Below are 13,753 nucleotides of genomic sequence, written 5' to 3'. Positions count from 1 at the left end.
CCTGCCGGCGGGCGCTACTTCTTGGCCTGCAGCGGGCCCGCGAAGGACTTGCGCAGGGAGGCGGGGGCGGCGAGCGGGAGCAGTGCGGCGAGCACCTTGCCCTTGACCGAGGCGGGCCGGCGGGTCAGTTCGACGTCGACACGGGTGCCGTCGGCCTCGGGGGTCGCGGTGAAGACCCAGCCGCCGCCGGCGCCGAAGAGCTTCGAGTCGAGCGTGGTGATGTCGACCCTGCCCTTCTCGGCGTCCCACTGGTAGCGCGCCCGCTCCCAGGCCGCGGCGGTGCCCTCGGTCACCTCGGCCCAGGTGTCGCCGAGTTCGTGGACGGTGAAGTGCTCGGCGTCGATGGTCGGCCAGTTCTCGGCGCGCGAGGGACCGAAGTCGGTCAGCACCCTCACCACGTCGGCGGGGCTGAGCGAGGAGATGAGGTGGAAGCGGATGACGGCCATGGTGTCCCTCACATCGAGAAGTAGTAACCGGCTTGACTGGTGACGACTCTTCCATGAAGGTCGTCACCAGTCAAGCCGGTTACTCATGAGGGGCGGGGTGCGAGCCCCGGTCCGCGGCCCGGTCCGTCAGATCGCCACATCGGCACATCGGCAGGCCGCCGGACCGCCGGTCAGGTCGTCAGCAGGACACCGCCGTAGGAGACACCCGCGATCACGATCCAGGAGCAGAGGCCGAGCGCCGCGACCCGGCCGCCGTCGCGGACCAGGGAGGGCAGGTGGACCGCGCTGCCCAGGCCCACGAGGGCGGCGGCGAGCAGCAGTTCCTGGGCGTGGTGGGCGAGGCCGAGGACGGTGTGCGGGACCAGTCCGGTGGAGCGCAGCGCCACCATGGCCAGGAAGCCGGCGACGAAGAGCGGTACGACCGGCGTCCGCACTCCCCCGCCCGCCCCCTGCGCGACCGTCGTGCCCGCTCCACCGCTCCCACCGGCCCCACCGGTGCCGTCCGTGCCGGGGGCGCCAGGGGTGCCGTCGCACCCGGCCGCCGTCCGTGCGGCGGCCTTGCGCCGGGACCGGCGCAGGGACAGTCCGACCGACGCGACCAGCGGTGCGAGCATCGCCACCCGCATCAGCTTGACGAGGACCGCCTCACGCAGCGCGGTCGGTCCGGCGGTCTGCGCGGTCGCCACGACCTGGCCGACGTCGTGCACGCCGGCCCCCACCCAGCGGCCGAACTGGGTGGCGTCCAGGCCGAGCGGGGCGTGCAGCAGCGGCAGGACGACGATGGCCAGGGTGCCGCAGAGCGTCACCATCGCCACCGCCGTGGCCACGTCCTCCTCCTCGCTGCCCGAGACGTCGCTCATCGCCCCGACCGCGGAGGCACCGCAGATGGAGTATCCGGTCGCGATCAGCAGCGGCTGGTCCCCGGGCAGACCCAGGCGCCGCCCGAGCCAGACCGTACCGGCGAAGGTCGCGGCGACGGTGCACACCACCATGACGACCGTCTGCCAGCCCAGGCCGAGGACGTCGTCGAGGCCGACGCTCAGGCCCAGCAGGACCACACCGGCCCGCATCAACCGCTTGCCCGCGAAGGTGAGTCCGGGCCGCGCCACGCCCCGCACGGCGGTGCGCACACGCGGCAGATGAGCGGCGACGACACCGGCCACGACGGCGGCGGTGAGCATCGGCACGCCCGGCAGCAGCCGGTGCGCCGTCCAGGCCAGCGCGACGCCCGCGGCGGCCGCCGCCAGACCGGGCAACTTGGTCCGCGGTCCGGCGCCCGCCGACGGCCGGGACGGCCCGGCACCCGCCGGCGCGGGCTCCGGCGGCCTCGTCACCGGCGCGGTCCGCCCGCTCATCGTTCGTCGGCCGGCGGCTCGTAGACCCGGCGGACGCTGCTGCCCAGACGGTCGATGTCGGCGCCGTAGATGTGCAGGGAGACCGCCTTGCCGGTACCGCCGTTCCAGACCCGGTGGATGTCGCCCGGCGGCGCGAACCCGCAGACGTCGCCCCGCTCGTTGACGACCTCCTCGGTGGCGACGAGCCGCGCCGCCGCGCCCTCGCCGGTCAGCCGGTAGCGGCGTTCGTGCTCGCGTCCCTCGTGCACTCCCGTGACGCACCAGGAGACGTGGTCGTGGACGGAGGTGCGCTGTCCCGGCAGCCACACCAGGGCCACGACCGAGAAGCCGCCGTCCTCCTCCACGTGCAGGACGTGCTGGCGGTAGCGGTCGGCGCTGCCCTCGCACTGGGCGTCGGTCAGCAGGTCACCGGCGCCCAGGTGCGGCGCCAGCCGCCGAGCGACCAGATGTGCGGTGCGCTCACCGGGCAGGTTCTGCCGTACGGCCTCGCGCACTTCCTGGACGAGACGGTCGAGGCGGGGGGTGGTCGCCCTGCGCGTCCGGACGTCGGTAGTGGTCATGACGCCAGCGTCGGACCGCGGGAACCGCACGTCCAACGACGGTTTCTTCGGTCGTTCCCAAGCCGTGCTTATGCGGGGTGGCCGGTCGCGGGCGCGGATCCGGCCCCGCGCGCCCGGCCGGGCAGGCCCTGCGTACGCGGCCGGGCCGGCTCCACTTCCGCAGCCGGGCCTGCTCCCCTACGCGGCCGGGCCGGCCAGGTCAGCAGCCGACCCTCCGCTGTGCGACCGCCTTGATCGTGTCGACGACCAGGGCGGTCGCCGGGACCCGCAGGTGCTCGCGCAGCACGTACGCCGAGATACGGCGGCGTACGGCGGGCTCCAGGGCGCGGCCCGCGACCCGGTCGAGCCGCAGGAAGGACAGCACGAGGCCGGGCATCATCGCCACCCCCAGCCCCTCGGCGACCAGCGACTGCACGACGAGGCCGTCGTCCGTGGTGTACGCGATGTCGGGCGCGAAGCCCAGTTCGGCGCACTCATGCAGGAAGTTGGTGCGACAGCGCGGGCACCCGGCGATCCAGCGTTCCTCGGCGAGGTCGGCGAGCCGGACCGCGCGCCGCCGGGCCAGCGGGTGGCCGACCGGCATCAGCACCGTCAACTGGTCCTCCAGCAGCGGTATCTCCACCACCTCGTCCGGCACCGACTCGCGCAGCCCCGGGTAGGTGAAGGCCAGGGTGATGTCGCACGCGCCGCGCGCCAGCCGCTCCAGCGAGTCGGGCGGCTCGTCCTCCAGCAACTGCACCCGTATCCCCGGGTGGCCGGCGGCGAGCCGGGCCAGCGCCTCGGGAACGACGGTGGCGTTGGCGCTGGGGAAGGCGCAGACCCGTACGCGGCCGCTGCGCAGCCGGGTGATCGCCGTGACCTGCTCCTCCGCCACGGACAGGCTGGTGAGGATGGCCTCCGCGTGCCGGGCCAGGGTCTCACCGGCCTCGGTCAGCCGCATCCGCCGGCCGACGCGGACGAACAGCGGTGAGCCGACGGTCCGTTCCAGCGCCTTCATCTGCTGGGTCACCGCCGGCTGGGTGTACCCGAGGACCGCGGCGGCTCCGGAGTAGGTCCCCGCGTCCACCACCGCGTGGAACGTCCTTATGTGCCGTGAATCGAACACGTGTCAAATCATAAGCGGAACTTGGGTTCCCGTTCCCGGAGGTGTCCGTACACCCGCACCTTCCCCGGTTTCCGGGCGGATTTCGGTTGCGGGGACAGGGCAACCATCTGCGGTGCACGGCTGTCGTACACTCCGACGATCATCGGCTTCACTGAATCTTTTCAGGAAGCCGACACCACAACCTGATCAGTGGGGGGCTTTTGTCTATCTCGCGCCCATTCGGTAGAGCGCGTCGGTCCCGGCTGCTCGCCTGCACCGCCCTCGCGGCGGCCGCGGGCATGTTTCTGAGCACGCCGGCCCTCGCCGCCGACAAGCCGTCGCAGGACGTCACCATCCCGACGCCCAAGGCCGCCGTGCCCAAGGGGGAGCGCCCGCAGGCCGCCCCGCACGCGGCGCCGCACCTGCGCGCGGGCGTCAAGGCCGCCGGGGCGACCTTCGACATCGACGGCGACAACGTCGGCGACAACATCATGCGGCTCGACGACGGGACCACCCTCGTCTGGCTGAGCACCTCGAACAAGTTCGAGCAGTACACCATCAACGGCGACAACCCCGACGAGAGGCCGAAGGACATCCTCACGCCGGGGAACCTCGACGGCACGGGCGGCCCCGAGGTCCTGACGCTGTCCACGACCGGCACCCTGTCGCTGTTCCACAGCGAGGGCGTCTCCGGCACGGGCTACAGCGTCTGGAACGGCCAGGGCTGGCAGATCTACAACAAGGTGTTCGCGCCCGGCGACGTGACCGGCGACGGCAGGCCCGACCTGCTCGCCCGCACCTACTCCGGTGACCTGTACCTGTACCAGGGGACGGGCAGCGACAGCTCCCCGTTCCGCGCGCGGGTCCTGGTCGGCGGCGGCTGGTCGATGTTCGACCAGCTGGTCGGCATGGGCGACATGAACAAGGACGGCATCGGCGACGTCGTCGCCCGCACGCCCTCCGGCGACCTGTACTTCTACGCCGGCCAGGGCAACGCCACGGCGCCGCTCGCCGCCCGGAAGAAGATCGGCAGCGGCTGGAACACGTACAACCAGCTCATCGCCGCCGACGACTGGAGCGGCGACGGCCAGGGCGACCTGCTCGGCCGCACCGCCTCCGGCGAGCTGTACTACTACGTGGCCGACGGTTCGGGGAACTTCCGCGCCCGGCAGTCGAACGGAAACGGCTTCGAGCCCGTCGAACTCTTCGCCGGCAGCGGCGCGAACCCCTTCTGGGGCAAGTCCTCACTGATCGGCATGGACAACGGCGGCACGCTGTACTGGTACGGCGTGATGCACAACGGCCAGTTCGGCGCGCGCGCCAAGATCAGCGACACCGGCGGCTGGGCGGGCGCCCGGATCGCGTACGCCTCCTCGCTCGACCCGGACGGGTACGCGGACCTGCTGGAGCAGTACGACGGGGTCCTCTACAACCACGGTTACGGGGCCGACGACTCCCTGGCCACCGGCTGGAGCAAGTACAACCTGTTCCTCGGCGCCGGTGACCTGAACGACGACGGCAAGGGCGACGTCCTCGGCCGGGACACCTCCGGCAACCTGTACCTGTTCCGCGGGAACGGCACCGGTGCGTCCCTCGCCTCGCCGCTCAAGATCGGCGGCGGCTGGAACGGCTACGACAAGATCGTCGGCGCGGGCGACCTCACCGGCGACGGCCGTGCCGACATCGTCGCGCGGACGCCCTCCGGCACGCTGTACCTCTACCGCGGTACGGGCAACAGCGCCTCGCCCTTCGCCTCCAAGGTGAAGATCGGCACCGGCTGGCAGCAGTACAACAAGCTGGCCTCGCCGGGCGACATCGACGGGGACAACCGCGCCGACCTGGTCGCGGTCAACTCCAAGGGCGAGCTGTACCGTTACTCCTCCACCGGTCAGGGTCAGTTCAAGACCCGGGCGAAGCTCGGCACCGGCTGGAACACGTACAAGAACCTGTACTGACGCACGGCGCGTACGCACAGGAAGGGGCTCTCCCCGGCGGCATCGCCCGGGGGGAGCCCCCTTGTGTGTCCGCATCCGCCCGGACGCCTCTCGAAGGAACCCCGAGGCACCGAGGAACCGGAGGGACCGAGAAACGGAAAGGGTCCGAGCCCCGGAGAGGCCCGGGAAACGAGAGGGGTCCGAGCCCCGAAGAGGCCCGAGGAACTGAGCGACCGAGGGACTGAGGGACCGAAGGGACTGACATTCCAGGGCACCGCATGCAGTCATATGACCGATGCGTCCGGCTCTGCGGAGGGCGACGCTGGACCGAGCAGCGCCGCACCGGCGCGCACCGTTCCCGTTCGGAGTCCCGCATGACCAGGTTCAACATGATCGACCTGACGGGCCGGCCGGCCGTCCGCCGTCCGTCGGCCCGGCCGCCGCTGCCCCGGCGCCGCCCCGCGGCCGGCCACGACGGCCCCTCCCGCAGACCCGCCCTCACCCTCGTCCCGGGCAGCGATCCCTACCGCAGCCCCGTCGAACTGCGCACCCTGGTCAGGTCGCCCATGCCCGAGGACGTGCGCGGGGCGCTGGTGACGGTGGTGCGCAAGGCGCCCGGCCGGTCGTTCCAGGTCCGTTGGAGCACGCTCGACGACCCCTCCCGCATTCCGCCGGGCCGCGTCCGCCTGTCCTGGACGCCCGCCGGGGAGGACCGGATGGACGTGAGCGCCCACCTCGGACTGCCGGGCGCCCAGGTCCTGCTGGCCCTCTGGCCGGCGCTGCGCGGCAACTGGAGCGACGTGGTCCGGCCGACCGTCGCCGAGGTGACGGAACTGCACGCGGCCCTCAGCCTGGCGAGCGCGGCCCTGGACCACCTGGTCCGCTGAACCGTCCGCCCTCCTCCCCCTGGGACCGCTTCCTCCTGGTTCCGCCCGCCGGGCAAAGCCGCCCGCCCCGGGAACAGCGGCGACCGGCCGGGCGTCACTCCGACGGCACTCCGGGACACATGAACCGCACACATGCGGCACATCCGCGGCACACCGGCGGCACATCACGGACGGGCGGCGACACAGCACGACGTGTGCGGGCGCGGCGTGACGTGTGCGGGCGCAGGGCTACGCCCGTGGCGGCACGGTGCGGCGCGCCCGGCGGCACAGTGCCTGCACCGGGGCCAAGACATTTGGGGGGGTGTCGCCGGGTCCACCCCGGATCCGGGGGCCAGACCGACGGCTTCCGGGCCCTGGGCCTGCCAGCCTTTCTGGTGCCGGGGCGGTGAGGCCCCCGGCACCGACCGAGGAGGACCACCGTGCAGGAGACCGTCGCCCGGCGCATGACCGCGGTCAGCGCCCTCGCCGCAGCCACCGCCTTCATCGTCGAAGTACCGCTGTACTTCGTCTACTCGGGGCCGCCCCCGGACGCCAACGTGCTGGCCCGGCTGCTGACCGGGATCCTCGCGCTCGGATGCCTGCTCGTCCTCGTGGCGTCCCTGCGGGAACTGGTCAGGACCGTGCGGCCGGACCTGGAGTGGGCCGGCACCCTCGCCTTCACCGCCGGGGTCGCGTACACGGTGGTCACCCTGGTCTCCAGCGGCCTGGAGGCGGGGGCGGTGATCCAGGCCGACCGTCCCGTCGACCCCACCATCACGGTCAGCGGCACCTACGTCCTCTACGGTTCCGTCTCGCGCATGCTGATGGCCATGTTCCTGGCCGCCACGGGCTACGCGCTCTCCCGCACGGGCCTGCTGCCCCGCTGGATCCACCGCACGGCCTACGTCCTGGCCGGGGTGAACCTGGCCTTCGTGCCGTCGCTGTTCTTCGGCAACACCCCCGCGCACTTCTACGCGGCCAACGGCTGGGGGACGACCGCCCTGATGGGCGCCCTGTTCAGCTACTGGCTGCTCGCCCTGGGCATCGCCGCCCACCGCGGCACGCGCAAGCGCCTCGGCGCCGGCCCGGTACCGACGCCCTCGCCCGTCCCGTGATCCGGGCCCCGACTCCGTCCACCGGCCCGCCGTGCCCCGCCCCGCCACCGCCCGGGTCGGGGCACGGCGGCGGGGCGGACCGCCGCTCAGGCGTCCGCGGCCTGCGGGGGCCCGGCGTCCGCGAGGCGGTTCAGCCACTCGACGAGCAGGGTCCGCTCGGCGGGGGTGACGGCCGGACGGTCGGTACGTCCGAGCGCCGCGCGCAGGGCCATCGCGGCCTTCGCCGTCTCATCGGCGGCAGTGCCGCCGGCGCCACCGGAGCCGGTGCCACCGGAGTCACTTGCCCGACCCGCCCCACCGGAGCCGCTTGCCTCACCGAAGCCGCTTGTCTCGCCGGCCTCACCAGTGCCGCTTGTCTCGCCGGCCTCACCAGTGCCGCTTGTCTCGCCGACCGCGCCCACTCCCCCGGCTCTCCCTGCTCCCCCCCGCTTTCCCCGGCCCGCCCAGTCCCTCCGGTGACGGCGGGGGCGGTGGACGGGGAGGGGACGGCCGCCGCGGGCGAAGCTGGGGCGGCCGGGGTGCTGATGGCGGCGAGCACCATCTCGCGCGCGGCGTCCGCGGTCCGCAGGTCGCGCTGCTCCGGCGGGGCGCCGATCAGGGTGAGGATCGTGCCCACCCCCGCCGCGTGCACCAGGGCCGCCGCGCGCTCGATGCTCATGCGCAGCCGGCCGGCCGCGGCACCCTGCGGATCACCTCCGCCGACCCGTACGCGCCGCCGGTCCTGGACCCCGCCTACTTCACCGAGGAGCAGGACGTCCGCGCGGTGGTGTCCGGCATCCGGACGGCCCGCCGGATCGTGGGCTCCCCGGCACTCGCCGAGTGGGGTCCCGAAGAGGTGAGCTTAGGACCCGGCGCCCTGGACGGGCAGTCCCTGGGCGCCTACGCCCGCAGGTACTTCGGCTCGTACTGCCACCCGGTGGGCACCTGCGCCCTGGGCGAGGACGAGGTCTCCGTCGTCGACTCCGCACTGCGGGTCCGGGGACTGGACGGGCTGCGCGTGGCCGACGCCTCCGTCATCCCGTCGATCCCGTCCAACAACACCAACGCCACGGTCTACGCCATCGCCGAGCGGGCGGCCGACCTGCTGCGTCACCCGTGAGGGCGGGCGGCGCCCGCGGACACGTACCCGATCCCCCCCACGGACGCCCTTTCGGGGCACACGGCCGGGCCGCGCCTGGGGGGTTCGATCCCGGCCGCGCGTCGCCGGTGTGGGCAGGGGTGCCCCGCCCGGGCCGGCTCTCAGGTCCAGGCCGGCACGTTCCCCCCGGCGTAGCGGGCGCCGAAGCCGCCGTGCGGCAGGATCGCGTCGACGGCCTCGAGGTCGGCGTCGGTGAGGGTGAGGCCGACCGCCCCCGCGTTCTCCTCGATGCGCTGCGGGCTGCGGGTGCCGGGGATGGGCACGATGTGCTCGCCCCGGGTCAGGAGCCAGGCCAGGGCGAGCTGGGAGACGGTGGCGCCCTTGGCCGCCGCGAGGGCGGCGAGCCGGTCGACGGCGTGGAGGTTCTTCTCGAAGTTGCCCGGCTGCCAGCGCGGGTCGGTGTTGCGTATGTCGCTGCCTTCGTAGCGGCCGGCGGGCTTGGCGGTGCCGGTGAGGAACCCGCGGCCGAGGGGCGAGTAGGCGACGAAGCCGATGCCGAGTTCGTCCAGGACCCGGAAGAGCTGCTCCACGTCCCGTTCGAACAGGGAGTATTCGGTCTGCAGGACGGAGACCGGCTGCACGGCGTGCGCCTTGCGGATCGTCTCGGGTCCGGCCTCACTGAGGCCGAAGTACTTCACCTTGCCCGCCTCGATCAGTTCCTTGACGGTGCCCGCGACCTCCTCGACGGGCACGTCGGGGTCGACGCGGTGCTGGTAGAAGACGTCGATGTGATCCACGCCGAGGTGGCGCAGGCTGTTGTCGGCGACCTTGCGGATCGTGTCGGGCCGGCTGTCCAGGGGGCCGCCGATCCGCTCCGGCGGCACCGACATGTCGACGCCGAACTTGGTGGCCAGGACCACCTCGTCGCGGAAGTCCCGGACCGCCCTGCCGACCAGGATCTCGTTGGATCCGGTGCCCCGGCCGTACATCTCGGCGGTGTCGAAGAAGGTGACGCCCAGCTGGTGGGCGCGGCGGAGGGCGGCGAGGCCGGCCTCCTCGTCGGTGGGTCCGTACGCCATCGTCAGGCCCATCGCGCCGTAACCGATCGCCGAGACCTCGAGGCCCTGGCTGCCCAGGGTCCGGTACTGCATGTGCACTCCTCCGAGTGGGATGAAAGGCGCTGTGACGTCGCGCGCCCCGCGCGTCCTCCCGCCGGCCCGAACGCTCCGGCCGGCCGCGGGGTCGCGCGGACGTGACTCCGCGGCGGGCGGACTCCACCCGTGACCTGCCGGTCCGCGGTCGCCGTGCGTTCGTACCGGGTGGGCCGCCGGGGCGGTTCACGGACCGTCGGGTCAGTGCGCCGCGGCGGCGAGCCCGGCGCGGTGGATCCGCGTCTGCTCGGCGACGCGCCGGCCGAGGTGGCGGGCGGTGCTCAGGTCCGCGTCGTGGACCGCGGCGGTGTCGTTGAAGCTCTGCGCGCCGGCGCCGAGGTAGAAGCCGAGCCGGTTGTCGTCCTGGGGGCTGGAGGTGGTGGTGTTCCAGCCCGGCAGGAGGTTCAGGCTCACCCAGAGCATGCCGTGCTGGGCCGCCAGCAGCGAGAGGTACTGCAGCGTGTGCATCTTGTCGCCGCTCATGGAACCGGAGTTGGTGAATCCCGCGGCGAGCTTGTCACTCCAGGCACGCGTGCTCCACCGCTTGCTGGTGGCCTCGGCGAAGGCGTGGAACGCCCCGGACGCGGTGCCCATGTAGGTGGGGGTGCCGAAGACGATGGCGTCCGCGGCGTCCAGCAGGTCCCAGTCGGCGTCGCCGAGGGAGGCGACGTCCACGCGGCGGACCCGCGTCCCGGCGACGGAACGCGCGCCGTCCTCGACGGCCACGGCGATCTGCGCGGTGTGGCCGTAGCCGGAGTGCGAGGCGATGACGACGGAGATGTCGGACATGAGTGTTCCTCTCCTGCCGCGAGGGCGGCGTGTGAGTGGGGCGACGATGAGTGAAAGGTGATGCGTGCGTGGGGTGGTGCGTGAATCGGGTGGATGCGTGAATCGGGGTGCCGACGGGCGGTGAGCAGCTCGTCGCGGCGGAGGGCCGCGCTGCTCCACGGGCCGGGGGCCGGCGTCCATGGCCAGGGTGTGGCGCACGTCCAGGAGTCACGGACCGGCGCCGACGAGAAGACCGTATCACCGTTTCGGTATTCGCCGGAACACCGTTAAGGCGGCGATACGCGAACTGCGATATCGTTGTTCCATGAACGAGGAACGTCGGGCCGCGCGCCGCCAGGTGCTGCAGGTGGCCGCCAAGCTCTTGGAGGAGGGCGGCAGCGAGGCGGTGTCCACGCGCGCCGTCGCCGCGGCCGCGGGCGTCACCGCGCCCGCGCTGTACCGGTTGTTCGGCGACAAGGACGGACTCCTGGCCGACCTGGCCGCCTACGGGTTCGAGATGTACCTGGCCGAGAAACGTGAGGCCCTGGCACTGTCCCCCGACGACCCGGTGGCCGACCTCTACCGCGGCTGGGACCTGCACGTCGACTTCGGAGTGCGGCACCCCGCGTTCTACATGCTCATGTACGGCACCGTGCAGCCCGGCCGGCGGCCCCCCGCCGCGGACGAGGCGCACGCCCTGCTGATGACCCTGCTGCGCCGCGCGGCCGAGGCCGGGCGCCTGCGGGTCCCGGTGGAACAGGCGACCCACGTCATCCACGCCGCGACGACGGGCGCCACGCTGGCGCTGATCGGTGAGGCGCCGGCGGAGCGGGACCTGACCACTTCGGCGCGGCTGCGGGACACCGTCCTCGCCTCCGTCACCACGGACCGGGCCGCCCCGTCCGGGTCCGACCTGGCCTCGCGCGCCCTCGCCCTCGACGCGGCACTGGAAACGGCGCTCACCACCGGCCCCCCGGCCGCCGGGGTCCCCCTGAGACCGACGGAGACGGCTCTGCTGCGCGAGTGGCTGCGGCGGCTGGCAGGCTGAACCGGGCCGTCACGAACGAAACCGCCGCCCGCCACGGAGGACGTACGTGGCGGGCAGCGGTCGTCGGCGGAGAGCGGGTCGCTACGAGGCGGAGAGGGCGGTACGGGTGCCCCGGCGCCACACGTCACGCAGGTTGAGGGTGTCGCTGATCGTGGTGGTGGGGTCGCCGTCCACCAGCAGCAGGTCGGCCCGCAACCCCTCGGCGATGCGGCCACGGTCCTCCAGACCGAAGCGGCGTGCCGGGGTGAGGGTCGCCGCACGCAGGGCCTGGACCGGGCTGAGACCGGCCTGGACGAGGTACTGGAGTTCCTGGTGGACGCTGGCGCCGTGGACCACGCCACCCAGGAACGGCAGGGGCAGCGGGGCCGAGTCGGTGCCCACCATCAGGTCGACGCCGGCGTCGTGCAGGGCCTTGACCGAGGCCAGGACGTCCTCGACCTTGCCCTGCGGGTAGCGGTTGTAACTGCTGTTCAGCGTGTTGGTCCATGCCTCGTTCAGGCGGGGGCCGACGCGCGGGTCCCCGGTGAGCGCCGAGCCGGTGACGCCCGTCATGGACGCGTTCAGGACGACACAGGGGACGACGAACGCGCCGGAGGCGGCGACGAGGTCGATGATCTCGTCGGTGTGCGGCTGGTCCATGAACAGGTGGGCCAGGCCGTCGATGCCGGCCTCGATCGCCATCCGCGTCGCGTCGACGGTCAGGGTGTGGGCGATGGCGAGCATCCCGTGCCGGTGGGCCTCGGCGACACCGGCGCTCAGGGTCGCCTGGTCGAGCATGGGCAGACCGGGGTGGCCCTCGACCGTACCGTCGTCGACCATGAACTTGATGTAGTCCGACCCCGCCGCGACGAGCCGGGGGACGAAGGCGACCGCTTCTTCCGGCGTGGTGGAGAACGGCATCAGGGGCATCTCACGCGGGCCGGGCCGATCGCCCCCGTCGCCGGGTCCGTCGTGCCCTCCCGGCTTGAAACCCTTGGGCATGAGTTCGCTCGGGTGACCCCCGGGAGGAGTGATGCCGAACCCCGCGGAGCGGACGTCGGCGAGGGCGTCGTTCTCCGTGATGTGCGCGCGGGCGGCCTTGGTGTGCATGCCCTGCATCTCCAGTTCGGTGGTGATCCCGAACCGCAGCGCCAGCGCCAGTGCCTCTTCGGAGGTGTGGACATGGGCGTCGAACAGACCGGGCAGCAGCGTTGCGCCCCTGGCGTCGACGATGTCCGCCCCGGCAGGCGCTTCACCGCCGACCGCGGCGATCCGCGTGCCGTCCAGCACGACGGTGGTGTCCTCCCGCACGTGCTCACCGTCGAACACCCGGCCGTTGATGATGGCTGTGATCATGGCTCTCTCTTTCTCCGGGCAGGCGCGTCGCTCCGCTGGTGCCGAGTTCTCCCCACCGCCACGACCACATTAATGCAACTCACAACTCCATGCACACTTGCATACATCTGCATGCTGCAGACGCATGCGATAAACTGCGGGGGTGACCCACACGGACGCCTCGCTGCCGCAAGGACAAGCCCTCCTGGACGCCGTCGGCACGGCCTTCGCCCGGCTGAGGCGGCGCACCATGCAGGCCCCCGTCGACCCCCCGGCGGGACCCAAGGACCTCAAGCGCAACCTGGTCCTCAACATCGTCGACGAGGCGGCCGAGGCGGCCACGGAGATGACGGTCGGCGGGATCGCCGAACACCTCCTGGTGGACCCGTCGGTGGCCAGCCGCATGGTGAGCGACTGCATCTCCCACGGCTACCTGGTCCGCGCGGCCTCGCAGCAGGACGGCCGCCGCACCGTGCTCCACCTCACCGAGGAGGGCACCGCCCTCCTCCGCCACTTCCGCCGCCAGCAGCGGCAGGCCTTCGAATACATCACCCGTGACTGGCCCGAGTCCGAACGGCTCGAATTCGCCCGCCTGCTCCTGAAGTACGCGGACTCCACCGCCCGGCTCCCCGCACCGGGCACCGCCGGCGCAACGTCGTGACGGGCGTCGGCACAACGTCGTAACGGGTGTCGGCACGGCCCCGTGGCGGCTGTCCGCGAATCCCCGTGGCGGCCGGTCGCGTAGGACCGCCGTGCGACGGCCGGGCAAGACGATGACGGCGGAGCGCGTCCGTCCGGAGCTCGGCGGGTGCCGGGACCGGTGGCGGCGGGCGGACCGGCCCCGGTGCTGCCCGTGGCGGCGGGCGGACCGGTGCCGATGCTGCCGATGGCGGCGGGCAGGCTGATCTGCCGGAAGGTCCGGCCCATAAGCTGGGCCCGTGAGAGCCGACGCAGCACGCAACCTGGAAGCCGTCCTGACCACGGGGGCGCGGATGCTCGCCGCCGACCCCGGCGCGAGCATCGCGAGCATCGCC

Annotated in this window: 14 protein-coding genes; 6 read left to right on the top strand and 8 right to left on the bottom strand. The window is 72.9% G+C overall.

Features of this window, described 5'->3' with window-relative positions; genetic code table 11:
* Positions 1-14: 14 nt before the first annotated feature.
* From ABZ719_RS25975 to ABZ719_RS25960, 4 genes are all read right to left on the bottom strand, one after another.
* The gene (locus tag ABZ719_RS25975; protein WP_366727628.1) at positions 15-446 is read right to left on the bottom strand and encodes a hypothetical protein; all 432 of its coding nucleotides are present in this window, start codon (positions 444-446) and stop codon (positions 15-17) included.
* Positions 447-616: 170 nt separating this feature from the next.
* Complete coding sequence (locus tag ABZ719_RS25970; RefSeq protein WP_366727571.1) at positions 617-1,801, bottom strand: putative sulfate exporter family transporter; 1,185 nt, start codon at positions 1,799-1,801, stop codon at positions 617-619.
* The gene (locus ABZ719_RS25965) at positions 1,798-2,361 is read right to left on the bottom strand and encodes a cysteine dioxygenase family protein (protein ID WP_366727570.1); all 564 of its coding nucleotides are present in this window, start codon (positions 2,359-2,361) and stop codon (positions 1,798-1,800) included. The genes ABZ719_RS25970 and ABZ719_RS25965 overlap by 4 nt, the downstream gene beginning before the upstream one ends.
* Positions 2,362-2,560: 199 nt before the next feature.
* Complete coding sequence (locus ABZ719_RS25960) at positions 2,561-3,466, bottom strand: LysR family transcriptional regulator (RefSeq protein WP_366727569.1); 906 nt, start codon at positions 3,464-3,466, stop codon at positions 2,561-2,563.
* 278 nt (positions 3,467-3,744) lie between these two features.
* Here ABZ719_RS25960 and ABZ719_RS25955 point away from each other — a divergent pair, with 278 nt between their 5' ends.
* From ABZ719_RS25955 to ABZ719_RS25945, 3 genes are all read left to right on the top strand, one after another.
* Positions 3,745-5,400 (top strand): VCBS repeat-containing protein, encoded by a 1,656-nt coding sequence (locus tag ABZ719_RS25955; RefSeq protein WP_366727568.1) that lies wholly within the window; start codon positions 3,745-3,747, stop codon positions 5,398-5,400.
* A gap of 353 nt (positions 5,401-5,753) precedes the next feature.
* Positions 5,754-6,266, top strand: a complete 513-nt coding sequence (locus ABZ719_RS25950) for a hypothetical protein (RefSeq protein WP_366727567.1) — start codon at positions 5,754-5,756, stop codon at positions 6,264-6,266.
* 419 nt (positions 6,267-6,685) lie between these two features.
* Entirely contained in the window at positions 6,686-7,360 is a 675-nt protein-coding gene (locus tag ABZ719_RS25945) for a hypothetical protein (RefSeq protein ID WP_366727566.1), read from the top strand.
* Positions 7,361-7,446: 86 nt separating this feature from the next.
* Here the strand turns inward: ABZ719_RS25945 and ABZ719_RS25940 are convergent, their stop codons facing one another.
* Complete coding sequence (locus ABZ719_RS25940) at positions 7,447-7,572, bottom strand: hypothetical protein (RefSeq protein WP_366727565.1); 126 nt, start codon at positions 7,570-7,572, stop codon at positions 7,447-7,449.
* A 413-nt stretch (positions 7,573-7,985) separates the two neighbouring features.
* Here ABZ719_RS25940 and ABZ719_RS25935 point away from each other — a divergent pair, with 413 nt between their 5' ends.
* Entirely contained in the window at positions 7,986-8,459 is a 474-nt protein-coding gene (locus ABZ719_RS25935; protein WP_366727564.1) for a GMC family oxidoreductase, read from the top strand.
* A 140-nt stretch (positions 8,460-8,599) separates the two neighbouring features.
* Here the strand turns inward: ABZ719_RS25935 and ABZ719_RS25930 are convergent, their stop codons facing one another.
* Positions 8,600-9,589, bottom strand: a complete 990-nt coding sequence (locus ABZ719_RS25930) for an aldo/keto reductase (RefSeq protein WP_366727563.1) — start codon at positions 9,587-9,589, stop codon at positions 8,600-8,602.
* A 201-nt stretch (positions 9,590-9,790) separates the two neighbouring features.
* Entirely contained in the window at positions 9,791-10,378 is a 588-nt protein-coding gene (locus ABZ719_RS25925; RefSeq protein ID WP_366727562.1) for a flavodoxin family protein, read from the bottom strand.
* 304 nt (positions 10,379-10,682) lie between these two features.
* On the opposite strand from ABZ719_RS25925, the gene ABZ719_RS25920 reads away from it, so the two are divergent.
* A complete protein-coding gene (locus tag ABZ719_RS25920; RefSeq protein ID WP_366727561.1) occupies positions 10,683-11,405 on the top strand; it encodes a TetR/AcrR family transcriptional regulator in 723 nt (240 codons plus the stop codon).
* 81 nt (positions 11,406-11,486) lie between these two features.
* Here the strand turns inward: ABZ719_RS25920 and ABZ719_RS25915 are convergent, their stop codons facing one another.
* The gene (locus tag ABZ719_RS25915; protein ID WP_366727560.1) at positions 11,487-12,740 is read right to left on the bottom strand and encodes an amidohydrolase family protein; all 1,254 of its coding nucleotides are present in this window, start codon (positions 12,738-12,740) and stop codon (positions 11,487-11,489) included.
* 142 nt (positions 12,741-12,882) lie between these two features.
* Here ABZ719_RS25915 and ABZ719_RS25910 point away from each other — a divergent pair, with 142 nt between their 5' ends.
* Positions 12,883-13,380, top strand: a complete 498-nt coding sequence (locus ABZ719_RS25910) for a MarR family winged helix-turn-helix transcriptional regulator (RefSeq protein WP_366727559.1) — start codon at positions 12,883-12,885, stop codon at positions 13,378-13,380.
* The last annotated feature ends 373 nt before the right edge of the window (positions 13,381-13,753 follow it).

It is taken from the genome of Streptomyces sp. NPDC006743 (genome assembly GCF_040703815.1).
Taxonomy (GTDB): domain Bacteria; phylum Actinomycetota; class Actinomycetes; order Streptomycetales; family Streptomycetaceae; genus Streptomyces.
This window is presented reverse-complemented; position numbering and strand designations above follow the sequence as displayed.